We start from the raw sequence: 25,675 nt of genomic DNA, 5'->3' as shown, positions 1-25,675 counted from the left end.
TAGGCGGACCGGTGAGCGCCGTGCACCGTCGCGACGGTGTGCGCTGCCCCGGCCGGTGCGCGGCTGCGCGCATCCGGTCTCACCCGAACCGAGAGATACGCCGTGACTTCCGTGTGTCCACTCCGTCCCGAGCCGCGATGGTGACCCCGCCCGCGGTCCCCGCTCTGCTCGACCCGCTGGTGCGCGCGTTCATCGACACCGCCCTCCCGGCGATCGCGCGGCGCCACGGGACTCCGCTGCACCTGGTGTTCCCCCAGGTCTTCGCCCGCAATGCCGCGAACCTGCGCGCCGTGCTCACCGCCCGCGGCATCGACCACCGGCTCTGCTACGCGCACAAGGTGAACCGCTCGCACGCCTTCGTGCGCGAGGCGCACCACCGCGGCCTCGATATCGATATCGCCTCGGCCGGGGAACTCGACAGCGCCCTGCGCGCGGGCTTCCCCCCGGCGCGCATCGAGGCCACCGGCCCCAAGGGCGAACGCTTCCTGCGGCGGCTGCTCGACGCGGGCACCGTGATCAATGTCGACAACCGCTGGGAACTCGACCGGATCATCGCCCTCGCCGGACACCCCGTGCCGATCCTGTTGCGGGTCAGCGGGTTTCCCAGCACAGCGGCAAGCCGCTTCGGCATGCCACCGGACGAGATAGCGCGGCTCTGGCCGGTACTGGCGGCCAATCCCGAAAGGGTGGAGCTGCGCGGAGTCTCGTTCCACCTCGACACCGGCGAGCACCGCGACCGGCTGCGCGCGGTCACCGGCTGCCTCACCCTGCTGGAGAGCGCATGGGCGTCGGGCCTCTCCCCCGACGTCCTCGATATCGGCGGCGGCCTCCGCCAGGTCTTCACCGCCGACCCCGACGCCTACGACACCTACACCCGCGCCCTGCGCGCTTCCCTGCTCGACCCTCGATCGACTATGGCGTGGTCCGGCGCCACCTTCGGCTACCGGGTCGGCGACACCGCGGCGCACGGCATCCCGGTCTTCCACAAGTACGCCAATACCGTCCCCGCCACCACGGCGCTGGCGGCCCTGCTCGACGCCGAGCTCCCCGGCCACCACCGCTCCCTGGCCGCCGTCCTCACCGACAACCTGCTGCGGCTCTGGCTGGAGCCGGGCAAGGCGCTGGCCGACCACGCCGGGATCACCGTCGCGGCGGTGCAGTTCACCAAGGACCTGCCCGACGGAACGGTCCTGGTCAACCTCGACCTCAGCCGCGACCAGGTGACCCCCGCCGACCAGGAGAGCCTCGTCGACCCGCTCCTCGTCCCCGCGGAGCCGCGGCACCCCGGACCGCTCGGCGCCTTCCTCGCCGGACACCTCTGCCTGGAGCGCGACATGATCAGCACCCGCGCGATCCGGCTCCCCTTCCGCCCGCACCCCGGCGACCTGCTGGTCTTTCCCAATACCGCCGGCTACCACTCCGATCTCTCCGCCGGCACCGCGGCCATGCACCCGCTGCCGCCCCGGCTCGCCGTCACCCGGGATCGGTCCACCTTCAGCACCGGCCCCGACGCCGGCTACCGCCCCACCGAGGAGGGCCCGTGCGCGCCTACGACGACATCACCGAACTGATCGGCGGCACCCCCCTGCTCCGCCTTGATCCCGCCGTGCACGGCCTCGCGCGGGTGCGGCTCTACGCGAAGCCGGAGTCGCACAACCCCTTCGGCTCGGTGAAGGACCGCGCCGCCTGGGGCATGATCCGCGACGACCTGCCCGAGCTGCACGGCCGCAGCTTCCTGGAGGCGTCCAGTGGCAATACCGCCAAGGCGCTGCGCGTGCTCGGCGCCAGACACGGCATCGGGCTGCGTGCGGTGACCAATCGGATCAAGGTCGAGGAGGTGCGTGACATGCTGCGGCTGCTCGGCACCGAGATCGTGGAGCTGCCCGGGCTCTCCGAGTGCCCCGACCCCACCGCCCCCGACGACGTCGCCGCGGTCATCGCCGCCACCTTGGCCGGGGAGCCGGGGAAGTGGTACCACGCCTCGCAGTACACCAACGAGCGCAATGTCGAGGCGCACTACCGGGGCACCGGCCGGGAGATCAGGGAGGCGCTCGCCGGGAGCGGCATCGACCGCGTGGACTACCTGATCGGCGGGCTCGGCACCACCGGCTCCACCCGCGGCACCGCCACCGCGCTCGCCGAGCACAACCCCGGGCTGCGCACCATCGGCGTGGTCTCCGCGCGCGACGACTTCATCCCCGGCATCCGCTCGGAGACCGAGATGTGGGATGTCGGGCTCTTCCGGCCGGACTTCTACCACCGGATCGTCGCGGTCGCCGCCGAGCACGCGGTCAGCGGCACGCTGCTGCTCGCCCACCGCTACGGGGTGCTCGCCGGGCCGACCTCCGGCGCCGCCTACGCCGCGGCACTCGACGTCCTGCGCCCCGCCGCGGCGGAACTGCGGCCCGGCGACCCGGATCTGGTCGCCGTGCTCATCGTCTGCGACCGGCTGGAGCCGTACCTGTCCTACCTGCGGGCCCGCCGCCCCGAGCTCTTCGACGACCCCGCCCGCCCGGCGCCGCCGCACCCCGCCGAGCTCGCCGCCGTCCCGCTGCTCACCCCCGCCGGGCTCGACGAGCTCGACCGCGGCACCCGGATCACCATCGTCGACACCCGCGGCGCCATGGCCTACCGGGTCGCGCACATCCCCGGCTCGATCAACCTGCGCGACGACCTGCTCGGTGACCTGCACCCCGGGCAGCTGCCGTTCTGCCGCTCCCGCCCGCTGGTCTTCGTCTGCCCGGTCGGGCGGGTCTCCCGGCACTTCGCCGCGCTCACCCGCCGGGCCGGGTACGACGCGCACAGCCTGGCGGGTGGCGTCGCGGCCTGGCGGGATGCCGGGCTCCCCCTGGAACGCGGCCGGTGAGGGGCCGGCGCGCAGCTGGGTTCAGTCCGTCGGCGAGCGCGCCGTCCGGCGGTCCAGGAACACGAGGGCCGCGCGCATCATGCGCCGCCGGGCCCCGGTGATCTCGCTCACGACCTCAGCGCGGCCGGAACCGCCGCGCGGCGCGCGGATCGTCCGTGCAAGACCTTGCCGTCAGCCTTTTCTCGGCTGGTACGCGGTCAGGATGGGTTCGAGCTCGGCGGGGGTGGCGCCGTGCAGGATGACGCGGTCGGCGCCGTGGTCGAATTCCTGACGGATCCGGGCGACGCACTGCTCGGGGCTGCCGGTGGCGGCGGGCTCGAGCCATTCGTCCGGGATCAGGCCAGCGATGTGTTCGATCTGGTCCGGGGTGGCCTTGTGGTCGATGCCGCCGGGTACCGAGGTCACCACGGGGTCCTGCCGGAAGCGGGCCAGCACGGCCGGGTCCCAGTCGTTGGTGCGCACCATGAGGTCGCCGTAGCCCTGCAGGTAGGTCGCGAGCCGGGCCACGGTCTTGCGCAGCCGCAGCTGTTCGGGGAGGTGGTCGCCGACGGTCGCGAAGCACGACCACACCCGCACCTCGGCGGGGTCGCGGCCCGCCCGCTCGGCGGCCTCCTTGACGATGCGCACGCTGCGCCGCAGGGTCTCCGGGGTGAAGAAGGTGTGCAGGATGACGTCGTCGAAGGCACGCCCGCCCAGCGCCAGGGTCTGCGGGCCGAAGGCGACCAGGGCCAGCCGGATGTCCTCGCGGAACTCCGGGTCGAGCACCAGCACCGGGTAGTCGCCGATGGGGCCGGTGTGGTTCACGATCACCTCGCCCCGCCACAGCCTGCGCATGACCTGGGCGAAGTCCTCCATCTGCGCGGTGGTGACCGCGGGGACGCCGAAAGCGTTGTAGATCGCGGCGATCCCGCGCCCGATGCCTAGGGTGAACCGCCCGCCGGAGAGCCGGTGCATGGTCGTCGCCCAGGCCCCGGTGATCAGCGGATGCCGGGTGTTGTGGTTGGTCGCGGCGGTCGCGATCCGCATTCGCTCGGTGACCGCGCAGGCCGCGCCGACCAGCGAGGACGCCTCCTTGAGATTCCACCGCTCGGAGATGAAGGCGGTGCCGAGGCCGAGCGCCTCACCCTGGCGGGCCTCGTCGACCAGGGTGCGCGGATCGCCCGCGCCCGCGAGCAGGTAGTAGCCGAGTTCATCGAAAGTGCTGGTCACGGTGGGATTCCTTACTAGTCACATTCACTCGCGATCAGGTCGAGGGTGCCGAGTTCGCTGATGGCGCGGCAGCCGCGGTCGAGCATGGTGGCCACCATGTCGTCGCCGCGGTCGGTGGCGGCGGCGAAGGCGAAGCCGAGCGCGGTGAGCACCGGGATCTGCAGCATGCCGATCCGGTAGTCCTGCCAGCAGGTCTCCGCGGTGTAGCCGGTGACGCCGTGGCCGGCGAGGGCGCGGTGGTAGCGGGCGACCAGGTCGCGTTCGCGCTCGGCTCGGACCGGGGGGAGCAGGCTGGTGCCGAGGAAGTAGGCGAGGTCGCGGGCGGGCAGCCCGACGCTCACCGTCTGCCAGTCGACCACGGTGATCCGGGCATCGCCGGGGTGGAAGAGCAGGTTGTCGACGCGGAAGTCGCCGTGCAGCACCGAGAAGCGGTCCGGGGCGTAGAGCAGCCAGCGCTCGGTCAGGTCGGCGACCCGCTCGAGGGTGGCGCGGTCGGCGAGCCGGTCCCCGAGCCTGTCCAGGGTGATGTCGAGGGCGGTGCGGGTGATCGCGGCGAGCCCGGCGGCGAGGTTCGCGTCCGGTTTCGGCATGGCGGTGCCGGTGAAGGTCAGCCAGGCCGGGTCGCACCAGCGCGGGCCGTGCAGCCCGGCGAGCGCGGTGACCGCCGGCGCCGCCTGCTCCGGCGTGCACCCGGCGAGCTGGTCGCCCTGGGCCGCCGGGGCCAGGTCCTCGAGGAGCAGCACGAAATCGGTGGCGCTCTCGGTGATGGCGCAGTGGTGGATCGCGGGCAGCGGCACCGCGACCGAGGCGGCGACCTCGTCGTAGAATGCGCACTCGGAGCGGTAGCCGAGCGCGCAGCGCTCGCGGATCGCCGGGTCCTGGGCGGGGAGCTTCGCCACCAGCGTCGGCGGGAGCCTCGACTCCGGCGGGGCGGTGGGCGTCACGCGGTAGGTGGCGCCGGTCTGGCCGGTGCCGATGGGCTCGACGCGGACGGCGTCGACCGGCACGCCGAGCACATCGGTGAGCCACTGCGCGGTGATGTCCTGCGGACCGGACGGGATCGAATGGGGGTTCGGCATCGAGACAAGCGTCCTTGCTTTCGCGATCGGTGATCCGATCACGCTACCCATTTCGTGATCAGCCGTCCAGACAGGTGTCCATTTCATGTCCGAGAGGCCGGGACCGCCTCGATGCCGCGGCCGCGCGCCACAGGGTGAGCGCCAGCCACACCATGCCCGCGCCGCCTGCGATGTGTCCGAGTCGTACGATCGGTGCCGGCAGCAGGAAGGTGAGGCACAGCGCCGACAATCCGAGCACGTACAGCGCGACCGCCGCCTTCGGCACCGCCCCCGCCCGCCACATCGCCGCCCCGAACGCGACCGTCCCGGCCAGCGCCAGCAGCGCGGTGGCGAGGAAGGCGAGCCGGGATGGCCCGTCGAGAAGGGCATCGAGCACCGGTTCGTCCAGGTAGACCAGCACCGCATTGCGGGTGTAGGCGATCCCGGCGAAGTAGCCGAACCCGAGGAATTGCAGCACGAAGGCGACCAGGCCGAAGCGTCCGGCGGCACCCCGCTGCCACAGGTACAGCCCCACCAGCAGCCCGAGCCCGAAAGGCACCGAGGCGCCGTTCAGTATCTGGGTGACCCCGACCTTGTGCCCGATCGCCGTCTCCAGTGCGCCCGCCAGCGCGATGGCGGCGCCGCAGATGATGCCCGCGGCCGCACTGAGCCGCAGCAGTGATGTATCCATGGCGCTCACGCTAGGAAGCCGTCCGGCACCGGCGGAAGTGCCGCGCGACCCATGACCTTCGGCCTGTTTCCACCCGCTCACCTGCCCCGAACCGGCACTCCGGCTCTACGCTCGGGTGCATGATCCGACCGCGCGCGCTGCGCTGGGTGGCGTGGTTCCTGTACCTCTCGGTGCTGCTGGCCGGGCTCGCCGTCACCCTCACCGACGGCGGTGGCTGGCCGCGGTTCGCCGGGTTCGCGGCCGGGCTCGGCGCGGCCGCGGCGCTCGAGCCGCTGCCGCTGCCGGAGACCAGGCCGGTCGCGGTGGCGGCGCTCGCGGTGCGGGCGGGGCTCTTCGCGCTGCTGGTGGTGCTCGACGGGGGCGGGATCGCCAGGGTGCTGTTCGTGCTGCTGCCGCTCACCGCCTACTTCACCGTCGGCCGCCGGACGGCGTTCTGGCTCGGCGGCGCCGAGGTCGCCGGGGTGGCGCTGCTGGTGGCCGGGCACCCGGATGCCGAGGCGGTCACGGATGTGGCCATGTTCGCGGTCGGGATCGTCTTCGCGCTGGTGCTCGCGGTGCTGGCGGGGCGGGAGGAGGCGGGGCGGCGGCGCGCCGAGGAGCTGCTGGCCGAGCTCTCCGACGCGCACGACCGGCTGCGCGACTACGCCGACCGGGCGGTCTCGCTGGCCACCGTCGCCGAGCGCACCCGGCTCGCCCGCGATATCCACGACACCGTCGGCCACCACCTGGTGGTGACCGCCATCCAGCTGGAGAAGGCCGCCGCCTTCCGCGACCGGGAACCCGCGACCGCCGACCGCGCCCTGGCCGACGGCCGCGACGCCACCCGCGCGGCGCTGCGCGAGGTGCGGCACGCGGTCGCCGCGCTGCGCGCCGACGGCAACGAGTTCGAGCTGGCCACCGCGCTGCGCGCCCTCGCGGCGCGGCTGCACGACCCGGCCTTCGCCGTCAGGCTAGAACTCGACGGCGAGAGCGCCGCACTCGGCGAATCCGCCGCGCTCGCCCTGTACCTCGCGGCGCAGGAGGCGCTGACCAATGCCCGCCGCCACGCCGGCGCGAACACCGTGACCATCCGCGCCGACCTGACCGCGGGCACCCTCGATATCCGCGACGACGGCGGCGGCTTCGCGCCGGGCACCGTCGAGGGCAACGGCCTGCGCGGGATGCGCGAGCGGCTCGCCACCGTCGGCGGGGCGCTCACCGTCACCAGCGGCCCCGGCGGGACCCGGCTGCTCGCGGCGGTGCCGCGGCGATGAGCGTCACCGTGCTCGTCGTCGACGACGAGCGGCTGGTCCGCGAGGGGATCGCCGCGCTACTCCAGCTGCAACCGGGCATCGAGGTCGTCGCCACCGCAGCGGATGCCGAGACCGCCGCCGACCTCGCCGCGCGGCACCGCCCGCAGGTGGTGCTGCTGGATATCCGCATGCCGGGCACGGACGGGCTCGAGGCCGCGGCCCGGCTCAGCCCCGCCGCCACGGTGCTCATGCTGACCACCTTCGACGACGAGGACTACCTGATCCGCGCGCTGGCCGCCGGGGCATCGGGGTACCTGCTCAAGGACCTCCCCGCGCCGGAGCTCGCGCAGGCCGTCCGGCTCGCGCACGCCGGGGTCGGGCAGTACTCGGCGCCGCTCGCCGCACGGCTCGCCGCCCTGGTCCGCCCGCGCCCGGCGGCCGCGCCGATCGCGCTGACCGAGCGCAAGACCCAGGTGCTGCGGCTGCTGGCCGCGGGCGCGGCGAACCGGGAGATCGCGCGCAGTCTTCACCTCAGCGAGGGCACGGTGAAGAACCACGTGTCGAGCATCCTGAGCCGGCTCGGGGTGCGCGACCGCACCCAGGCCGCCATCTACGCGCACCGCCGCGGGCTGCTCTGAAATCGGCTTGCGCAGTTCGCTATGGGCCGGTTTCCTGGGGGTACCCGACGCGGAGAGGAGGCGGAGCATGGCAACGGACCTGGCGGTGACGCGGGCGCTGGTCATTCCCGCGTCCGAGCTGCGCGAACGGTTCTCCCGGGCCTCCGGTCCCGGCGGGCAGGGGGTCAACACCACCGACAGCCGGGTGGAGCTGTCGTTCGACCTCGCCGGCTCGCCCTCGATCCCCGAGTGGCTGCGCGCGCGGATGCTCGAGCGGCTCGGCTCCCGGCTGGTCGGCGGGGTGCTCACGATCGCCGCCGCCGAACAGCGCGCGCAGCTGCAGAATCGCGCGGCCGCCCGGGAGCGGCTGGCCGCGCTGCTGCGCGCGGCCGCCGCCGCGCCGCCGCCGGTGCGCCGGGCCACCAAGCCCTCGCGCGGGTCGCAGGAGCGGCGCATCGCGGCGAAGAAGCGGCGCGGGGTGACCAAGCGCAATCGCCGGGCGGCGCTCGACGACTGACCGGCGGTGGTTGCCGCGCCTGGTGGTACCGGCGCAGGCTGCTGCCGCGCATCCCGTAGCGTGCCAGACGTGGACATTCTGACCCTCGGCCCGGAGGCCCCGCACCGGGTCGTCCTGTTCGCCACCGGCGCCGGCGGCGACCCCACCCGCTACCGCCCCCTGCTGGAACGCCTGGCGGACGAGGGCTGCCGGGTCGTCGCCCCGCACTTCGGGCAGTTCCGCGTCCCGGGCCGGCCGTCCGAGTCCGAGCTGCTCGCGCGCCCGCGAGGACTCGTGGAAGCGCTGGCCACGCAGGCGGATCCGGGGACGGAGGTGGTGGCGATCGGCCACTCCATCGGCGCCTGGGCCGTCCTCTGCCTGGCGGGTGCGGTCCCGCAGGGGCCGGACGACACGCCGCTGCGGACGGTCCGGGAACCCCGGATCCGCCGCGCCGTCCTCTACGCCCCCGCCGCCGGGCGCTTCGCCGCCCCGGGCGCGCTGGACGCGCTCACCATCCCGCTGCTGGTACTCGCGGGCGGAAAGGACACGGTCACCCCGCCGGAGCAGGCGCTGCACCTGCGGACCGCCCCCGCCGAGGTCGAGGTGCGCGTCCTCCCCGACGCGGGTCACTTCGCCTTCATGCACACCCCGCCACCCGGGATCACCGAGGCGCCACCGTCCGACCCCGCGCAGCTGCTCACCGAAATCACCGAGGCCACGGTGCGATTCGTCAGCGGACACCCAGAAGCACGGTAAGCGCGCGTCCTGGGACCGCTCCCGGCCGGGCACACCGGCGTATTACCCGACGGGCTCGCGCACCGGCGCCTCGGCCGCCACCCGCTCGATGGCGCCATCGAACGCGACCTGCAGCGGGACGTGGTCGCGCGGCACCCCGGCCACGAGCATCCCGCCCTCGTAGGCGGTCACGATCACCAGCGCCGGCCGGGCGACGTCGGCATCGGCGCGCAGCTCGCCCGCGTTGACTGGGTGCTCGCCGAGAACTGGAGCCAGACTGGCATGTACCGCACAGCAAGCCCACCGCGCTCGCCTTCGGCTACGCCCTCGCCCGCCGCCGGACCGGGCGTTCCAGGACGCCGTCATCGACGCCACCCGCCGCTACGTCGGTGACGCGCCCGCCCTGGTGCGTCACCCCCGACCGCTACGACGACGGCGCCCTCGTGCACACCGCCGCGCCGTCGAACTGGCGCTGGCCGACGGCCCGGCCAGGGCCACGCTCACCACCACCGACGCGGTGCCGACCGGGGAACGCCGCGTCGGGGTGCTGCTCACCTTCGCCGGTGGGCAGCCCGGTCGCGCTGAGCCGCGCGGAGGCGGAGCACGCGGGCGCGGTGCCGGTGCGGCTCGCCCGCACCGGGAGCCCGCGCGGGCTTGACCTTCTCGTAGCGGCAACTTCTACCGTGGCACCCGAGGCCGGAGGGACCGGCCCGCACCGAGGAGGAACCGGAATGAGCTGGTCGATCGCCGAGGTGGCGAGGCTGTCCGGCGTCACCGCCCGCACCCTGCGCCACTACGACGACATCGGGCTGCTCGCCCCCGCCTCGGTGGGCGCCAACGGCTACCGCTACTACGGGGACGCGCAGCTGCTGCGGCTGCAGCAGATCCTGGTGCTGCGCGAACTCGGGCTCGGGCTCGCCGAGATCGGGCGGGCCATCGACTCCGAGCCCGACACCATCGCCGCCCTGAAACGCCAGCACACCCGGCTGCTCGCGGAGCGCGCCCGGCTGGGGCGGGTGGCCGACACCGTGGCGCGCACCATCGCCGAACTCGAGGAGAGGACCGACATGACCGTCCCCATCAACCGCCCGGAGAACCTGTTCGAGGGCTTCGACCACACCCGCTACGCCGACGAGGCCGGCGAGCGCTGGCCCGCCGAGGCCGAGCAGTCCCGGCGCGCCGCCGCGGCCATGGGCGCCGACGACATCGCCGCCATGCAGCGAGAACTCACCGCCGCCATGATCCGCATGGCCGAGCACATGGCAGCGGGCACCCCGGCCGGGGACCCGGCGGTGCAGGCCGAGATCCACGCCCAGTACGGCTGGATCTGCCGTTTCTGGACCCCGGATCGGGAGGCGTACCGGTGCCTCGGGCAGATGTACGTGGACGACGAGCGGTTCCGGGTGAACTACGAGCGCATCGCCGCGGGGCTGGCCGAGTACCAGCGCGATGCCATGGCCGTCTACGCCGACGAGCGGCTCGGCGGGTAGATCCCCGATCAGAGCCGTGGCCGATCACGCGTCCGGGGAGCGGCACTCGGATATGACCGATCGTTCCACGATTCCAAAGGCTCATCAGTTACGGGACTGCGTGATCCGGACGCAGGAAGGGATGGGTTCGGGATCCTCGAGTCCATCGTTATCGCAGATCATCCGCGGTACGGGTCCAGCGGAGCGGATTCGTGTTCCGGCGGGGTCAGGACGGCCGCGAGCCCCCTTCTCAAATCCGTTACGAAATACCTGGGCACTTCGAGGGACGGGAAATGTCCCCCGGCATCCGGCGTGTTCCAGCGGACGAGCCGCCGGTACCGCTGCTCCGCCCAGGGGCGCGGGCACTTCTCGATATCGCGCGGATACATGGTGATCGCCGCCGGGACGTCGACCCGGAGTTCGGGGTCGAGCGCATTGTGGCTCTCGGAGTAGATGCGGGCCGCCGAGGCGCCGGAGCGGGTCAGCCAGTACAGGGTGACGTCGTCCAGGATGCGGTCGCGCGAGATCCGTTCGAACGGGCTGTCCTCGGTATCGCTCCACTCGGCGAACTTGTCCAGAATCCAGGCGAGCAGGCCGACCGGGGAATCCACGAGCGAGTAGCCGATGGTCTGCGGACGGGTCGCCTGCTGCTTCGCGTAGGCGGCGCGGTGCTTCCAGAAGTCGCGCGTTTCCTCGGCCAACGCGCGTTCTTCCGCGGTCAGCCCCTCCGTGCCCAGCCCGGGCGGTCCCTCGGCGAAGGTCGAGTGGATACCGCCGGATCGGCCAATTCTTCGATCACGTCGACGAATTCGGCGATACTGCCCGGCCAGCCGTGCGTCATGAGCAGTGGCGTGGCATCCGCGCGCCGCGACCGGCGGTGCAGGAAGTGAATCCCCAGGCCGTCGAGGACCGTGCGGAACTGCCCGATCCGCTCCAGCCGCTGCTCGAATGCCCGCCAGTCGTAGCCGGTGCGCCAGTACTCCACGAGATCGATGAGGTCGGCGAGCGGAACCCCCTGCCCCCACCGCTCCGGCCCCGGTGCGGCGCCCCGCACCGTCTCCGCCTCCGGAAGCCGCGCCGCTCGCAACCGCGCACGCAGGTCGTCGAGCTCGGCATCCGCCGCGTGGGCGCGGAAGGGATGCACGTCGCTGCCGGATAGGGGCATAAGTCCTTCTGGCCATCGGGGAATCGGTCGCTCTCGCGAGCATCGCACCGCCCACCGATACGAAACGACGCCGCGAGATTTGGGGGGTCGCGACGTGACTTCGGGGGTCCCCGGTCCGTGGTAGGAAACGGAGGACGGACCGAACCGAGAGGTCGTGGCAGTGCACACAGGCACCTTCCCCACCGCGGGCGCCTTCGTCGGCCGGGAGCGGGAGCTGGAGCGGCTCGCGGGGCTGCTGCGCTCCGCGCCGCGGCTGATCACCCTGATCGGGTCGGGCGGCATCGGCAAGACCCGGCTTGCCGCCGAGGCGGTGCAGCGCTGGCACAGGGCGCGCCGGGTGCCGATCCACTGGGTGCGGCTGGCCCGCGTCCCGGTCGGCGCGGACGCGACCGCGGTGGCGGACGAACTCGCGCGCTCGATCGTCGAGGCCGACTTCTCCGACCGCTCGAGCTGGGACGCGCTCCGCGACACCCTGCTCGGCGGCGCCCGCTCGACCGTCCTGGTGCTGGACAACTGCGAGCACGTCCTCGACAGCGCCGGTCAGGTGATCACCGAACTGCTGGCGGCGGTGCCGGGGCTGACCGTGCTCGCCACCAGCCGCGAGGCGATCGGCTGGGTCGACGAGCAGCTGGTGCCGGTGCCCGCGCTCACCCGCGAGCAGGCGCTGACCCTGTTCCGCGCCCGCGCCGAGCTGACCGGGCACCCGCTCGCGGGCGAGGACGATGCCGCCGTGGCCGCCTCGATCTGCCGCCACCTGCACCACCACCCCCTGTTCATCCGGCTGGCCGCGGCCCGGCTGACCCGGCAGCCGCTGCGGCGCATCCTCCGCGATCTCGGCGACGGTGACCGGCGGCTGCGCTGGTCGCCCGGCCCCCGGCTCGGCACCGACCGGCGGCACTGGCGGATCGCCGACGTCATCGCCTGGTCCTACGACCTCTGCACCGACGGCGAACGGCTGCTCTTCGAGCGCATGGCGGTCTTCGCCGCCGGCTACGACGACGAGCACGGCCGCGACGCCGGCGCCGAGCTCGACGCGATCGAGGCGGTGTGCGCGGGCACCGGTCTCGCCGCAGACGAGATCGAGGGGCTGCTGGAGCGGCTCGCCGACCGATCGCTGCTCGAGCTGCACCGGACGCCGGACACGGTCCGGTACTCCCTGCGGGAGACCCTCCAGGTCTTCGCCCGCCAGCGACTGGACGGCGCCGAGTACGAGCGGCTCGCCGCCCGGCACCGCCGCTACTACCGCGACAGGACCGTGCGCGCCGCCGCCGCCTGGTTCGGCCCCCGCGAACTGACGCTGCTCGACTGGGCCCGCGCCGCCTGGGACAACCTGCTCATCGCCATGGAGACCAGCCTCGCCACCCCCGGCGAGGCCGTGGTCGGGCTGGAGATCGCGACCGGATTGATCGCGCTGCGGGTGCCGTTCTTCATGGGTTCGCTGCGCGAGTCCCGGCGCTGGACCGTGCGCACGCTGGCGGCGACCCGGGCGCTCGACCCGGCGCCGGTTGAGCTGCAGATCTCCGCCATGGCGCTGATCGCCTGGCTCACCTCGTGTCAGGGTGCGCCCGAGGACGCGGCGCCGATGCTCGACGAGTGCGTCGCGGCGTGTGGCGTCGCGGCGACCTGGCGGGACGACCCCGCGGCCGATCACGGCCTCCCGGCCCCCGTCGAAACCGCCTGGGGCACCGAGCTGCTCGTCGCGGGCGATCCCCGCGCGATCGTGGTGCTCGCGCGGGCGCGGGACCGGTTCACCGCGTCCGGTGACGAGGGTGGTGCCGCCATGAGCGAGATGTTCCGCGCCCTCGCGGCCGGGCTGCTCGGCACACCGGCGCAGGCGTCGGAGGCGACCCGTGCGTACCTCGATCGCACGACCGGGTCGGGCGCGGCCTGGTCGCATTCGTGGGCCGAGCTGGCCGCCGCGATCGCCCTGGCCAAGCACGGCGACCCCGCCGAAGCGGCGACGGTCGCGCGGAGCGCGCTGCGCGGCCAGCTCGCCATGCGCGACCAGTGGGGTGCGGCCTGGGCGGTCCATATCCGCATGTGGGCGCTGGCCGCCGCGCCGCGCGGCGACGTCGCCAGGGAGATAGCGGTGCTCGCCGGTGGCGCCCGCACGGTGCGGCAGCGCCTCGGCGTGAACCTCGCCAACCTCGGCCCCTTCGCCGCCGAGACCGACCGCGCCGTCGCCGCCGCCCGCGCCGCGCTCGGCGCCGAAGCCTTCACCGCCGCGGAACGCGAGGGCGCCGCACTCCGCCCCGAACTCGACGAGCCCGCGCACTTCGCGCTGGGCACCCTGCCGGCGCGGAGGCTCCCCGCGCAGCGCCCCTCCCGCTGGAGCACCCTCTCCGCCGCCGAACGCGAGGTGGCCGTGCTCGCCGCGGCGGGGTGGGCCAACACGGCCATCGCCGCGGCCCGCGGCAGCTCGTTCCGCACGGTCGACGCCCAGGTCGCCGCGGTCTTCACCAAGCTGGAGATCAACGCGCGCGCCGCGATCATCACCCACATCCCGCCCGAGGCCAGGGAGCGGGTCGCCCGCGCCGACCGGCGATAGGTAGCCCTACCGATGCCGGCGGCCTACCTAGTGGGACAGGCTCGGACACGTCATGGAACTCAGAACACTGCTGTCACCGATCGAGCAGCACGGGCTGCTCTCCGAAATCGCCCGGCTCCTGCTCACCGTCATGCCCGAAGACTTCCGGACAGCCGAACTGGACGGATACGTGCTCGCGGGCACCTCCGGTTACCGGCTGCGGGTCGACGCGGGCGATCCGGAGCAGATGCGGCGGGTCACCATTCCGCACGGCCTCGACGCGGCCATGCGGGAGCTGCGCGCCGGAATGTACGACCCGCGGCGGGGGTCGTGGTACAGCCTGACCCTCGAATTGTCGGGTACCGGGAAATTCTCCGTCGCCTACAACTACGACCGGCGGCCGAGCACCTCGATCCTGGACGAGGAATTCTCCCGGGACCTGAGCAATTTCCCCCGAGCCGAGGAATTCATCCCGGACTGGTTGCGCGACGTCATGTCCACCGCGGCCAACACTTTCGGGTCTATTCTCGCCACTCCGAGCCTGCCCGACCCGCACCGGATCGCCCGTGCTTTCCGCGCCGCGGGATGGGATGTCGAGCCCGCCGCCGACGCCGAATACACCTTCACCACCGGCTGGGCCCGGCTGACCACCATGAACGGCTACCCCATCGTGCGCTTCGCCGGCCGCACCGACCTGTCCCGCAGCGCGGAACTCGAAGCCGTGCTCGCCACGCTGGAATGGCACGCGGAATTCGAGACCTACGACGATCGCGCGCGACTCCTGGACACGATCAGGGTCGCCCCTCCAAAAGGAAACCCCCATGCCTGAAACCCGCTGGCCGATCCTCGACCAGGCCCACGAAGCCCTGCGCACCGCCGTGCGCGGCACCTCGGACTGGCAGGCGCCGACGCCGTGCGACAAGTGGAACGCCACCCAGGTCCTGCAGCACGCCGTCGGCGACCAGATCGCCTACGCCGCCGCCCTCACCGGCGGCGACGGGCCCACCGATGACCCCTTCGCCCCGTCCGGCACGCTCGACGCCGCGCCCGGAGTACTGCTCGAGCAGGCGCTGACCCGCACCGCGGCCGCCTGGGCTCAGGTCGCCCCCGACGCGGGCGACGTCGAGGTCCCGGTGCCCCCGAACACCCTGCCCGCCCCGGTCGGCGTCGGCGCCTGCGCCCTCGACGCGGCGGTGCACGCGTGGGACCTGGCCGTCGCCGCCGGTCTCCCCTCCCCGCTCACCGCGGCGCTGGCGGCCGAGCTGCTGCCGGTGGCGCGGCAGATCGTCGAGCCGCTGCGTACCTACGGTGCGTTCGCGGCGGCGCTGCAACCGCAGGGCGGTGACGACGAAGCCGACGCGCTGCTGCGCTACCTGGGCCGGCGGCCCGACTGGACGTCCTGACCGGGCGCCTATTCGAAACGCTGCGCCGGATCGCGTGCGGGTCATCGGTCACGAACGGCCTCCTCGCGGGATGCCTCGATGCTGTCGGGGGCGAAACGCCGCTGGCGCATGAGCACGGGAAGTTCGGTGGTTCCGGGCTGCGGTGCACGAGTAACCGACCGGCACCCCACCGTCGCCGCGCCGGACGACGCCGCAGGTCAGTTGTTGGCGCGGTAAATCGCGCGCTGGACCAGACCGCGGATGCCGGGCAGGGCGATGGCGCGGAACATGAGCTCGCTGAGTACGACGTGGGCGCGGGTCGGCGGGGCGAAACGGCTGATTCCCCTGCGCGCCAGCGCTTGGCGTTTGCGCACCTCCGGGCGGAGCGCGGTCTCCCAGGCGGCGAGGGCCGCGGTGATGTCGCCGCGGTGGGTGGTGAGGGCGGTGCCCAGCCGGTCGGCGCCGTCGAGGGCGAGGGCGGCGCCGTAGCCGGCGAAGACGGTCACGCACCAGGCGGCGTCGCCGAGCAGGACTATCCGGCCCTCGCTCCAGCGGTCGGTGACGACCTGGGTGACCGAGTCGAAATACCCACCGCCCTGATCGGTTTCGAGCTGGGCGAGCGCGTCCGACACTCCCCCGCCGAGGTCGCCGAAGGCACGGGTGAGGGCGGGTGCGGGGCCGAGTGCGAGGTCGGCGGCGGGGTCGGGGCTGCGGTAGGCGAAGAATGCCGAGGCGCGGCCGGGGCCGAGGTTCATGACCGAGGCGGTGCGGCGAGGTCCGAGGAAGACCGTGCCGACACCGTCCGGCACGTGCTCGGGGACGTGGTCGAGCGGGAAGGCGCCGACTACGTGGCCGAGGTCGACGACGTGCCCGGCCTCGGGGCCGAAGGTCAGGCGGCGCACCCGGGAGTGCACGCCGTCGGCGCCGACGAGGAGGTCGGCGTGCACGGTGCTGCCGTCGGAGAGCGTGGCCACGACCTCATCGGCGCCCTGCGTGACCGCCTCCACCGTTGTGCCGAAACGGATTTCGGCGAGTTCGGCCACCGACTCGTACAGCACCGACTCCAGATCTCCGCGCAGCAGGGTCAGCGCGCGGACCCCGACGGCGGCCTCCGCGACGGCGGCGGGCAGCCGGAGCTTCTCCCGCCCGTCGGCGTGCACCAGCACCGAGGTGAAGAACCCGATATCGCGCGGGGTGAGCGCGGGCAGCAGTCCGAGCCGCTCGGCGGCGTCGTACCCGGGTCCGTGCAGGTTCACCAGGTACCCGCCGCTGCGCCGGGCCGGTGCCCGCTCGATCACGACGACCTCCCAGCCGGCGCGGCGCAATCGCAGTGCGGTCGCCAGTCCGGCGATTCCCGCTCCCACCACCAGCACCCGCCCGGTCTTCTCGACAGCGCTCACTCGCCACTCCTCGTCCTCGGCGAGAACCACTCCCGCGTCGCCGTCAACTAGTAGTTGACGACTAGGCTGGCGTCAACCTAGGGTTGACGGCGTCGCGTGCCAGGATCGAACGATGACCGATCAAGCACCGGCCAATTCCTACGACAGCTTCGCCGAGGGGTACACCGCCGAGAACGAGACCGGCCTGCTGAACGCGTACTACAACCGCCCCGCACTACTCGACCTCGCCGGCGACGTCGCGGGGCGCCGAATCCTTGACGCCGGGTGCGGCTCGGGTCCGCTGTTCGCCTCACTCCGTGAGCGCGGCGCCACCGTGACCGGCATCGACGCGAGCGCCGGAATGCTGGAGCAGGCCCGCCTGCGCCTCGGCGCCGACGCCGACCTCCGGCTCGCCGACCTGGCGGACCCGCTACCGTTCCCCGACAACACCTTCGACGATGTCGCCGCCTCCCTGGTACTGCACTACCTGCAGGAGTGGGGCCCCACCCTGGCGGAACTGCGCCGCGTTCTGGTGCCGGGCGGCCGGCTCCTCGTTTCGGTCGAGCACCCCTTCGCCAATTTCCTGCAGCAACGCCTGACCGGTGAGGAGACCAACTACTTCCGAACCCGCCACCGCACCGAGGAATGGACCATGGGCGGTCGGACCGCCCGCCTGAGCTTCTGGGATCGCCCCCTGCACGCCATGACCGATGCCTTCACCGCCGCCGGTTTCCGCATCGCCGTGCTCAGCGAACCACCCGCCCTGCCCGGCGCCCGCGACCTGTTCCCCGACGGTTACGACGAGCACACCGGCATGCGGTTCCTGTGCTTCCTCTTCTTCGTCCTGCACGCCGGCTGACCCGCACGTCAGGGCTGGACGAACTCGCCGCCCCTTGACGCCCGCGGAGGCCGAAGCGGTGCCCGGCCTGTTCGCGGACGCCGCGGCGCGGGCCCCTGCGGGCCGGGCTCCAAGCGGTGCATATCAATGCCGCGCAAAGGTACCTGCCGCACTCCTTCCTCTCCCCGCCGAGCAACCACCGGCCCGATGTCTTCGGCGTCGACCGGATCCGGCCGGTGCGCGAGGCGTGGCCCGCCGTGATCGATGCCGGACCGGGGCCGTCGTCGGCACGGTCGGGTTGTCCGAGGAGGCGGTCGACATCGCCCGGGTGCTCGGCGGGGGCTCGGCGGATGCGGCGCCGGACGGGCGGGCGACGCCACATGACCCGAACTGGGCCCGAAAGGTCCGGCGGGAGAGCCCGTACCCTGGCCCCGGCAGTACGCATGGCGGCTCGGCGCGAGGGGTTGACTACCGCGCCAGCACCCCACGCAGGAACAACTCGACCGCGTGCGTGAGATGCCGCTCCCGGTCCCCCGCACTGCGGAAGACGCCGAAGTCGGCGAGCCGGGCGGGCAGGATCTCCACCATGGCGATGAAGTGCTCGGCGGTGAGCTCCAGGTCGTCGATGACGAGCGCGCCCGCCTCGGCGTGCTGCCGCAGCACCGCCATCACCTGCTGCTGCCGCTGCGCCCAGCCGAAAGAACCGGCGGCCGCGGCGAATTCCGGGAAGCGGTGCGATTCGGCGCGGGCGATCCGGTGCAGCCGGACGATATCCGGGTCGAGCGCCTGCTCGACGGCGGCGCGGCCGATGGCGAGCAGGGTGGCGCGCAGGTCGCCGTCGCCGTCGGCGAGGTCGGGTTCGGGGCGGACGGCGCGGCTCAGCGCCCACGGGATGACGTCGAGGAAGACCGCGCGCTTGTCGGGGTAGCGCGCGTAGACGGTGGCCTTGGCGACCTCGGCCGCCTCCGCGATGGCGACCATGGTGGTCGCGTCATAGCCATGGGCGAGGAAGGTCCGGACGGCCGCGGCGCGCAGCCGCTGGTGCAGGGCCGCCGCCTCGGCCTGCGTGGGGCGGCCGCCCCGGCGCGGCGATCCGTTCGACGTCACGAACCGACTCTAAGCCCCGCGCAATAACTAGACACCGATGTATAGTTACCGCATGATCGACGCGCTGCTGCCGACCACCGAGCTGACCCCCCGCATCGCCTCGGCGGTGCACGCGGACAAGGAGGCGCTGCTCAGCGGCGTGCACGCGGCCGAGCTGCGCGAGCTGCTCGAACAACGCGGGGTGCTGGTGTTCCCGCGCATCGGCTTCACCGACGCCGAGCACATCGCCTTCACCCGCACCCTCGGCACCTTCGCCCCGGAGCGCAGCGGCGAGGAGGTCTACAGCGTCACCCTGGACACCTCGGTGAACCGGCAGGCCGAGTACCTGAAGGGGTCGCTCTTCTGGCACATCGACGGCACCATGAACGAGGTGCCGATCCGGGCCTCGCTGCTCTCCTCGAAGGTGCTGGCCCCCACCGGCGGCGAGACCGAGTTCTGCACTACCTACGCCGCCTACGACGACCTTTCCGACGACGACAAGCGGCAGCTCGAAGACCTGCGCGTCATGCACTCGGCCTGGAACACCCTCTTCTACTACGACCCCGAGCCGGACCACCGGACGCTGCGCCGGATGATGGCGATCGGCGACCGCGAGCTGCCGCTGGTGTGGACGCACCGCTCCGGGCGCAAGTCGCTGGTGCTCGGCTGCACCGCCCGGCACATCGTCGACGCCGGTTTCCGCGAGAGCGTGGAGCTGCTGGTGCGGCTGCGGGATTGGGCCACCGGGCCGCAGTTCGTCTACCGGCACACCTGGTCCGTCGGCGACCTCGTGATCTGGGACAACACCGGGACCATGCACCGGGCCAGGCCCTATGACCCGGAGTCGGGGCGGCTGCTGCACCGGACGAAGCTCGCGGGCGAGGAGCCCTTCGCATGAGCGAGTTCCGGCACCGCTACGGCCGCTGGGCCGTCATCGCGGGCGCCTCGGAGGGGATCGGCGCCCGGTACGCCCGCGCCATGGCCGAGCGCGGCCTCGACCTGGTCCTGCTCGCCCGCCGCCGCGACGCGCTGGAGCGGCTCGCCGCCGAGATCCGCGCCGAAACCGGTGTCGAGGTGCGGGTGCTGGTCGCCGACCTCGCCGAGCCGGAGGCGGTGCCGGACATCGTCGCGGTGACCGCCGGACTCGAGGTCGGCATGCTGCTGTACTGCGCGGGAGCGGACCCGGAGTACGCGCCGCTGCTCGCCGGGCCGGTCGAGCCCACGCTGGCGCTGGTGCAGCGCAACTGCGTGACGCCGCTCCGGCTGTGCCACCACTTCGCCGGTGCCATGGCGGAGCGCGGGCGCGGTGGCATCGTCGTGCTCACCTCGGTCGCGGGGCTGTACGGCGCGCCGAACATGGTCGCCTACTCGGCCACCAAGGCCTTCGACCTGGTGCTGGCCGAGGCGCTCTGGGCGGAGCTGCGGCCGCGCGGGGTCGATGTGCTCGCGCTGGTACTCGGCACCACCGACACCCCCGCGCTGCGCCGGGCCCTGGTGCGCCGCGGCGCGCTCGACCCGTCGGACCCGGCCCCGCTGCCCGGCGCGGCGACCGCGGACGAGGTGGTCGCCGAGGCCATCGAGAACCTGCCGAACGGCCCCACCTGGTTCGTCGGCGACGGGCTCCGCGAGTTCGCCCGCCGGCTGGGGCTGCGCACCCGCGGCAAGGCCGTGGCCACCCTCGCCAGGCACAGCGACGCGGCCGGAACCCGCTAGAAGCGTTCGCGCAGCGGGCGATCGGCGGGGGTGGGCCGGTAGATCCCGCGGTCGATGAGCCGGGGCACCACCTCGTCGATGAACTCCCTGATGGCCGCCACCCCCGAAGAGAACATGAGGTTGAACCCGCCGACGGTCCCGTCCGCGTGCCAGGCGGCGAGGTCGTCCACGAGATCGTCGTAGCTGCCGACGAACTTGCGGTGCGTCGCGCCGCCCCGGCCGACCGCCTGGGCCACCACCTCGCGCACCGTCACCCCCGGCCGCTCGTGGATCCAGTTGTAGAGCCCCACGTAGTTGCCGAAGGTGCTCTTGATGGTCGACTCCACCTCCGCCGGCCGCGGCAGCAGGTGCGCGGGGAACGGGTCGCCCAGCTCGCCGAGCGGCACCTCCAGCCCGAATTGACCGATGGCGGCGGGCGCGAGCGGTGCCCAGTCCACGTGGCCGTCCAGCTCGCGCAGCTTCTCCTCGGCCTCCGCCGCGGTGCGGCCGAGGTAGGGAATGAGCCCGGGAATCGGCGGCACGGAGCCGGCGGCGCGCCCCTCTTCGACCAGCGCCTTGTCCAGCGTCTCGCGGTAGGCGGCAGCGCTCTCCCTGGTGGCGGAGTTCGTGAACACCATCTCGGCGTGCTTGGCCGCCACCCGGATCCCCGTGCCCGACCCGCCCGCCTGCGCGATCAGCGGCCGCCCCTGCCTGCTCGGCGCGATATTCAGCGCCCCCGCGACCTGGAAGTGCTCGCCCCGGTGCTCGATCGGCGCGGCGTGGAACCGCAGCGTGCCCTCGGCGTCCCGGCGCAGCGAGCGGTTGTCCCACAGCGCGCGCAGGACCTGGAGGAACTCGTCGGCGCGGGCGTACCGCTCCTCGCGGTCGAGGTGCCGGTCCATGCTGTAGTTGAGCGCGAACCTGTCGGTCACGGAGGTGACGGCGTTGTACCCGGCGCGGCCGTCGGAGGCCTGGTCGAGCGAGGCGAGCAGCCGGGCCAGGTTGTACGGGTCGTAGAAGGTGGTCGAGGCCGTGGCGATCAGCCCGACGTGCCTGGTGTGCTGGGAGATCGCGGTCAGCGCGGTGATCGGCTCGGCGGGGCCGCCGTCGAAGGCGGGCGAGCCCTGGGAACCGGCGATATCGCCGACGAAGAGCGCCGTGAAGAGCCCCTCGTCGCCGAAGCGGCCGTACTCGAGCAGGCGCTCGAAGGCGCTGCGGTCGGGAATGCCGTTCTCCCGTTCGTATCGGCGCACCCCCTGGTGCAGGTTGAGGTCGTTCGCCACCAGGTTCAGGTGTAGGTACCGGCGCTCCGCCATGGAAGAGGCTCCTGTCGTCAATCCGCCTGTCCGACAGGCTGTCAGCGCATCGTGGCACAGAAACCGGTCGTGGTGGGGCGGGAAGACATCGCCGGAAATGCATTCTCTAAATTAGAAATAGCATTTCCGCATGATTATTTCCGGCTAGGGGGTCACCACGATCTGGGCGGCGCTCGCCTTGATGTGGGCGTTGGCCCAGCGCAGCTGGCGGAGGGTCTGCGGGTGGCAGCGCTGGACGGTGGCGAGCAGGCCGGGATCGCGCAGGGCCTGGGCGGCCTGGGCGAGGATCTCCCAGTCGACCGAGACCCCGGCGGCGGCGGTGTGGATCTCGCGCAGGTCGCGCAGGAGCTGGTAGCGGCCGGGCGGTTCGCTGTCCTGTGGCCGGGCGGTAGCGACGGGGTCGAGGTCGCGGCCGAGGCGGGCGAGCTCGCGGACGTGCTGGCGGGACCAGCGGGCCAGGTCGCGGCCGACGTGGAAGATCTCCTGATCGGCCCGGTGCCGCTCGGCGACGAGCAGGAGCAGCGCGGCGAGGTCGTTCTCGGCGCTGTGCAGTTCCCGGATGACGCGCCCGACCTGGTTCACACCGCACCTCCGATGGTCTCGCGGACGGTGCCCGCCGCACCGCCCTCGGTAGCCGGAATATCGCCGGTGACCGGGCGCGAACCGGTCGTGGTCGGCGCGGGAGCGGGCGTGCCGTCCCCGGCCTCGATCCGCGTGACCCGGGCGGCGCCCGCCTTGAACAGCGGCTGCTTGGAGGCCGGGTCCCAGTCGGTGGGGGTCAGTTCGTTGGCGGCGCGACCGTCTTCCCCCGGCGCGTCCCAGTACCCGTAGTGGAAGGGAAGGAACAGCACGCCGTCCCGGATGCCGCTGACCCGCAGCCGGGCCCGCACCTCCCCGCGTGCGGTGCGCACCGCGAGCAGATCACCCTCGGCGAACCCCTCGCGTGCCGCGTCACCGGCCGACATCTCCACCCAGACCTCGGGCGCGGCGGCCTGCAGCTGCGGCGTGCGCCCGGTCTTGGTCCTGGTGTGGAACTGGTACAGGGTGCGGCCGGTACTCAGGTGATACGGGTACTCCGCCGAGACCGTCTCGTGCGGCGGCAGGTACTCGGCGGCCTTGATGATCGCCTTGCCGTCCGGGTTGAGCGCCTTGTACTCGACAGGTTCGAGCGGAGTGCCGGTGACGAGGTCGCGGCCGTAGTTCTCGCACATGTCCGGCGCGCTGAAGAACTGCCCGTCGGCGTAGAGCCGCTCGGTGCCGTCCGGATGCTCGGCATTGCAGGGCCACTGGATGCCGCTGCCGCCGCGCAGCTTCTCGTAGGAGAGCCCGGTGTAGTCGCAGGGGCGTCCGGCGGTGCACCGCTTCCACGCCTCGAATGCCTCCTCCGGGGTGCGCCACTTCACCAGCGGCGCCCCGTCGCGGTCGGTGAGGCCGAGCCGGTCGGCCAGCTCGACGAAGATGTCGAGATCGGGCCGGGCCTGCCCCGGCGGCTGCACGGCCTGCTCCGAGAGGTGCACGGTGCGATCGACATTGGTGAAGGTGCCGGTCTTCTCGCCCCACGCGGCGGCGGGCAGCACCACATCGGCCAGCTGCGCGGTCTCGGAGAGGAAGATGTCCTGCACCACCAGGAAGAGCCGCTCCTGGCTCAGGATCCGGCGCACCCGGGCCAGTTCGGGCAGCGAGACGGCGGGGTTGGTGGCGCTGACGTGCAGGAAGCGCAGCGAGCCGTCCTCGGCGTAGCGCAGCATCTGCATGAGGTGCGTGGGCGCGGTGAAGTGCGGAATCCGCATCGGGTCGACATTCCAGACGCGGGCCAGCTCCTCGACATGGGAATCGTTGGCCCAGTTGCGAAACGCCGCCATATCCCCGTCGGCGCCGCACTCGCGGGTGTTCTGCGCGGTGGGCTGGCCGTTCATCTGCAGGATCCCGGCGCCGGGGCGGCCGAGCATGCCGCGCACCAGGTGCACATTGTTGACCTGCACCGCGGCCGCCGTCGCCTGGTGCGACTGGTAGAAGCCCTGGAGCACGGTGGAGAGCAGCCGCTCCGCCCGGCCGAGCAGCCGGGCGGCCGCGCGCAGCTGCGCGACCGGGACATCGCAGACCTCGGCGACCCGCTCGACCGGGTAGGCGCCGAGCTGCGCGCGCAGTTCGGCGAAGCCGACGGTGTGCGCGGCCAGGTACTCCTCGTCGATCCAGCCGTTGGCGACGATCTCGTGCAGCAGCCCGTTCATGAGCGCCACATTGGTGCCGGGGCGCGGGGCCAGGTGCACGGTCGCGGCGGCGGCGACCGGGGTGGCACGCGGGTCGACGCAGAGCAGGGCGGGCGGGTTCGGCCCGGCGAGCCGGTCCAGGATGCGGCTCCACAGCACGGTCTGCGATTCGGCGACATTGTGGCCGTAGAGCGCGATCACGTCGGCGTGGTCGATATCGGTGTAGGAGCCGGGCTGGCCGTCGCAGCCGAAGGTCTCCTTCAGCGCCTGGGCGGCGGTGGCGGTGCAGAGCCGGGTATTGCCGTCCATGTGGTTGGTGCCGATGCCGCCGTGGCCGAGCACGCCGAGGGTGTAGTACTCCTCCAGGAACAGCTGCCCGCTGGTGTAGAAGCCGATCGATCCGGGGCCGCGCTCGGCCAGCAGCTCGGTGATCCGCCCGGCGACCAGCGCCATGGCCGTCTCCCAGTCCGTCTCGACCAGCTCGCCGCCCCGGCGGACGAGCGGAGTGGTGAGCCGGTCCGGGGAGGCGTTGGCCTGCCAGGCGAACAGGTCCTTGGGGTCGAGGCGGCCGCGGTTGACCCGGTCCACCGCCCGCCCGCGCACCCCGACCATCCGGCCGTCACGCACCGCGATATCCAGGCCGTCGCCATTGGAGTGCAGCACCGAGGCCGACTGCACCCACGCGTCGACATCGTCCTCGGTGGTCCCCGACTCCAGGTAGCGGTCCACCCGGACCGGCCACTCCTGACCGGGGCCGTACGGGGTCCGGGTGCCCCACGGCTCGGCGATGCGATCGACATCCGTCACACGCGCGCCGTGCCCGAGCGAGACGAGTTCAAACCGAATCGGCGGACGCCGCGCGGTAGAGTCCGGAGCGCAGTGACTTCGACGATTCATCGAGGAGTTCGCTATGCCCCACACCGTTGATTTCGGCACCGTCTCCACCGCCGGGCTGGAGAGCTCGCCGGTCGCGGCGGCGCTGGCCGGGCTGCGCGCCAACGAGGCCCGCTACTTCCGGAACAAGTACGACCACGTCTTCACCGTGGAGCCGGCCGCCGAGGCGCGGGAGACCGTGGACTACGTGCAGCGCATCCTGGCCGAGGAGCGCGGCATCACCCTCGCCGCCCGGCCGCTGGAGGCCACCGCCTTCGAGGTGGCCGGGATCCGCTTCGCCTACGTCTTCTACGAGGACGGGCTCGCGGTCAATGTGCTGTACACGCTCGCGGAGGGCGGTAAGCGCGCCGTGGGGTTCAAGCTCTCGGACGGGATGGAGATCCCGGAGGAGCTCGGCGCGTTCAAGTTCGCCCGGCAGAAATCCAAGCTGGCCGGGACCATCCGCGGCTCCTACTTCGTCATCAAGAACGCGTACTGAGCGCGGCGGGAAATCGGCGGCGCGGCAGCGTTTCCCGTGCCGTGGACCGGGCATTGCCGAACCAGTCCACCCCAGCTCAGGAGTCGAGATGCCCACCTTCGCCCGCCGCCGCCCCGCCACCCGCAATACCAGCCTGATCGGTGTGATCGTGCTGGTCTGGCTGCTCATCGGTGTGATCGCCGGAGCGCAGCGCAACTACTACGACAGCGCCCCGACGAACTGCGCGAGCACCGGCACCATCGCGCTCACCATCATCGCCGGGCCGCTGAACTACCTGGGCGCCAACCCCAAGGCCGACTGCGACGTCGACCTGCCCCAGCCCAGCCAGTAGCCCC

24 protein-coding genes and 1 pseudogene are annotated in these 25,675 nt (G+C 72.8%); 15 read left to right on the top strand and 10 right to left on the bottom strand.

Translation table 11 applies throughout. The features are described 5' to 3' along the window. The first annotated feature begins 137 nt into the window (after positions 1-137). Together AB0H71_RS01380 and AB0H71_RS01375 are read left to right on the top strand one after the other, a co-directional pair. Positions 138-1,571, top strand: coding sequence for an alanine racemase (locus AB0H71_RS01380; RefSeq protein WP_357013621.1), 1,434 nt, complete (start codon positions 138-140; stop codon positions 1,569-1,571). Continuing rightward, positions 1,541-2,866: a pyridoxal-phosphate dependent enzyme gene (locus AB0H71_RS01375; protein ID WP_357013619.1), complete on the top strand. Its 1,326-nt coding sequence runs from the start codon at positions 1,541-1,543 to the stop codon at positions 2,864-2,866. The genes AB0H71_RS01380 and AB0H71_RS01375 overlap by 31 nt, the downstream gene beginning before the upstream one ends. Positions 2,867-3,037: 171 nt before the next feature. On the opposite strand, the gene AB0H71_RS01370 is transcribed toward AB0H71_RS01375, so the two are convergent. From AB0H71_RS01370 to AB0H71_RS01360, 3 genes are read right to left on the bottom strand one after another with little or no spacing between them, the layout of a single operon-like run. Beyond that, positions 3,038-4,075: a TIGR03857 family LLM class F420-dependent oxidoreductase gene (locus tag AB0H71_RS01370; protein WP_357013616.1), complete on the bottom strand. Its 1,038-nt coding sequence runs from the start codon at positions 4,073-4,075 to the stop codon at positions 3,038-3,040. Positions 4,076-4,089: 14 nt separating this feature from the next. Then, positions 4,090-5,154: a phosphotransferase gene (locus AB0H71_RS01365; RefSeq protein WP_357013615.1), complete on the bottom strand. Its 1,065-nt coding sequence runs from the start codon at positions 5,152-5,154 to the stop codon at positions 4,090-4,092. A gap of 58 nt (positions 5,155-5,212) precedes the next feature. Continuing rightward, positions 5,213-5,824 carry a hypothetical protein gene (locus tag AB0H71_RS01360; protein WP_357013612.1) on the bottom strand — a complete coding sequence of 204 codons (612 nt, stop codon included), beginning with the start codon at positions 5,822-5,824 and terminating at the stop codon, positions 5,213-5,215. 119 nt (positions 5,825-5,943) lie between these two features. Here AB0H71_RS01360 and AB0H71_RS01355 point away from each other — a divergent pair, with 119 nt between their 5' ends. The 4 genes from AB0H71_RS01355 (at position 5,944) to AB0H71_RS01340 (ending at position 8,925) form a co-directional block, all read left to right on the top strand. Further along, the gene (locus tag AB0H71_RS01355) at positions 5,944-7,077 is read left to right on the top strand and encodes a histidine kinase (protein WP_357013609.1); all 1,134 of its coding nucleotides are present in this window, start codon (positions 5,944-5,946) and stop codon (positions 7,075-7,077) included. Further along, positions 7,074-7,694 (top strand): response regulator transcription factor, encoded by a 621-nt coding sequence (locus tag AB0H71_RS01350; RefSeq protein WP_357013606.1) that lies wholly within the window; start codon positions 7,074-7,076, stop codon positions 7,692-7,694. Before AB0H71_RS01355 ends, AB0H71_RS01350 begins: the two co-directional genes overlap by 4 nt. 67 nt (positions 7,695-7,761) lie before the next feature. Next, entirely contained in the window at positions 7,762-8,190 is a 429-nt protein-coding gene (gene arfB / locus AB0H71_RS01345; protein WP_357013603.1) for an alternative ribosome rescue aminoacyl-tRNA hydrolase ArfB, read from the top strand. A gap of 69 nt (positions 8,191-8,259) precedes the next feature. Next, entirely contained in the window at positions 8,260-8,925 is a 666-nt protein-coding gene (locus AB0H71_RS01340) for an alpha/beta fold hydrolase (protein ID WP_357013600.1), read from the top strand. Between the two features lie 42 nt (positions 8,926-8,967). On the opposite strand, the gene AB0H71_RS01335 is transcribed toward AB0H71_RS01340, so the two are convergent. After that, positions 8,968-9,096: a hypothetical protein gene (locus AB0H71_RS01335; RefSeq protein WP_357013597.1), complete on the bottom strand. Its 129-nt coding sequence runs from the start codon at positions 9,094-9,096 to the stop codon at positions 8,968-8,970. Positions 9,097-9,635: 539 nt separating this feature from the next. Here AB0H71_RS01335 and AB0H71_RS01330 point away from each other — a divergent pair. Further along, entirely contained in the window at positions 9,636-10,394 is a 759-nt protein-coding gene (locus AB0H71_RS01330) for a MerR family transcriptional regulator (protein ID WP_357013594.1), read from the top strand. A gap of 158 nt (positions 10,395-10,552) precedes the next feature. Here AB0H71_RS01330 and AB0H71_RS01325 read toward each other — a convergent pair. Beyond that, positions 10,553-11,538: pseudogene (locus AB0H71_RS01325) on the bottom strand (epoxide hydrolase N-terminal domain-containing protein). Between the two features lie 154 nt (positions 11,539-11,692). Between AB0H71_RS01325 and AB0H71_RS01320 the strand changes: the two are divergent. Genes AB0H71_RS01320 through AB0H71_RS01310 form a run of 3 tightly spaced genes read left to right on the top strand, consistent with a single transcriptional unit; the run spans position 11,693 to position 15,468 of the window. Beyond that, entirely contained in the window at positions 11,693-14,086 is a 2,394-nt protein-coding gene (locus AB0H71_RS01320; RefSeq protein WP_357013591.1) for an AAA family ATPase, read from the top strand. 52 nt (positions 14,087-14,138) lie between these two features. Further along, entirely contained in the window at positions 14,139-14,894 is a 756-nt protein-coding gene (locus AB0H71_RS01315) for an immunity protein YezG family protein (RefSeq protein WP_357013588.1), read from the top strand. After that, the gene (locus AB0H71_RS01310; RefSeq protein WP_357013586.1) at positions 14,887-15,468 is read left to right on the top strand and encodes a TIGR03086 family metal-binding protein; all 582 of its coding nucleotides are present in this window, start codon (positions 14,887-14,889) and stop codon (positions 15,466-15,468) included. Before AB0H71_RS01315 ends, AB0H71_RS01310 begins: the two co-directional genes overlap by 8 nt. Positions 15,469-15,665: 197 nt before the next feature. On the opposite strand, the gene AB0H71_RS01305 is transcribed toward AB0H71_RS01310, so the two are convergent. Beyond that, positions 15,666-16,847 carry an FAD-dependent oxidoreductase gene (locus AB0H71_RS01305; protein ID WP_357013583.1) on the bottom strand — a complete coding sequence of 394 codons (1,182 nt, stop codon included), beginning with the start codon at positions 16,845-16,847 and terminating at the stop codon, positions 15,666-15,668. A gap of 112 nt (positions 16,848-16,959) precedes the next feature. Between AB0H71_RS01305 and AB0H71_RS01300 the strand changes: the two genes are divergently transcribed. Further along, positions 16,960-17,685 carry a class I SAM-dependent methyltransferase gene (locus tag AB0H71_RS01300; protein WP_357013581.1) on the top strand — a complete coding sequence of 242 codons (726 nt, stop codon included), beginning with the start codon at positions 16,960-16,962 and terminating at the stop codon, positions 17,683-17,685. Between the two features lie 447 nt (positions 17,686-18,132). Here the strand turns inward: AB0H71_RS01300 and AB0H71_RS01295 are convergent, their stop codons facing one another. Further along, positions 18,133-18,771 (bottom strand): TetR/AcrR family transcriptional regulator C-terminal domain-containing protein, encoded by a 639-nt coding sequence (locus tag AB0H71_RS01295; protein ID WP_357013578.1) that lies wholly within the window; start codon positions 18,769-18,771, stop codon positions 18,133-18,135. A gap of 52 nt (positions 18,772-18,823) precedes the next feature. Between AB0H71_RS01295 and AB0H71_RS01290 the strand changes: the two genes are divergently transcribed. Beyond that, the gene (locus tag AB0H71_RS01290; RefSeq protein ID WP_357013576.1) at positions 18,824-19,648 is read left to right on the top strand and encodes a TauD/TfdA family dioxygenase; all 825 of its coding nucleotides are present in this window, start codon (positions 18,824-18,826) and stop codon (positions 19,646-19,648) included. Then, complete coding sequence (locus tag AB0H71_RS01285; protein WP_357013573.1) at positions 19,645-20,463, top strand: SDR family NAD(P)-dependent oxidoreductase; 819 nt, start codon at positions 19,645-19,647, stop codon at positions 20,461-20,463. The genes AB0H71_RS01290 and AB0H71_RS01285 overlap by 4 nt, the downstream gene beginning before the upstream one ends. On the opposite strand, the gene AB0H71_RS01280 is transcribed toward AB0H71_RS01285, so the two are convergent. From AB0H71_RS01280 to AB0H71_RS01270, 3 genes are all read right to left on the bottom strand, one after another. Then, complete coding sequence (locus tag AB0H71_RS01280; protein ID WP_357013570.1) at positions 20,460-21,758, bottom strand: NtaA/DmoA family FMN-dependent monooxygenase; 1,299 nt, start codon at positions 21,756-21,758, stop codon at positions 20,460-20,462. The two genes, AB0H71_RS01285 and AB0H71_RS01280, sit on opposite strands and share 4 nt — an antisense overlap. A gap of 144 nt (positions 21,759-21,902) precedes the next feature. After that, positions 21,903-22,340 (bottom strand): hypothetical protein, encoded by a 438-nt coding sequence (locus AB0H71_RS01275; protein ID WP_357013568.1) that lies wholly within the window; start codon positions 22,338-22,340, stop codon positions 21,903-21,905. Beyond that, on the bottom strand, positions 22,337-24,775 hold the full coding sequence (locus AB0H71_RS01270; protein WP_357013565.1) for a nitrate reductase: 2,439 nt from the start codon (positions 24,773-24,775) through the stop codon (positions 22,337-22,339). Before AB0H71_RS01270 ends, AB0H71_RS01275 begins: the two co-directional genes overlap by 4 nt. Positions 24,776-24,878: 103 nt before the next feature. On the opposite strand from AB0H71_RS01270, the gene AB0H71_RS01265 reads away from it, so the two are divergent. Together AB0H71_RS01265 and AB0H71_RS01260 are read left to right on the top strand one after the other, a co-directional pair. Then, positions 24,879-25,340 (top strand): phage tail protein, encoded by a 462-nt coding sequence (locus tag AB0H71_RS01265; RefSeq protein WP_357013562.1) that lies wholly within the window; start codon positions 24,879-24,881, stop codon positions 25,338-25,340. Between the two features lie 88 nt (positions 25,341-25,428). Continuing rightward, positions 25,429-25,671, top strand: coding sequence for a hypothetical protein (locus AB0H71_RS01260; protein ID WP_357013561.1), 243 nt, complete (start codon positions 25,429-25,431; stop codon positions 25,669-25,671). Positions 25,672-25,675 lie beyond the last annotated feature (4 nt).

The sequence above is a fragment of the Nocardia sp. NPDC050697 genome (assembly GCF_040654395.1).
In the GTDB taxonomy this organism is placed as follows: domain Bacteria; phylum Actinomycetota; class Actinomycetes; order Mycobacteriales; family Mycobacteriaceae; genus Nocardia.
This window is presented reverse-complemented; position numbering and strand designations above follow the sequence as displayed.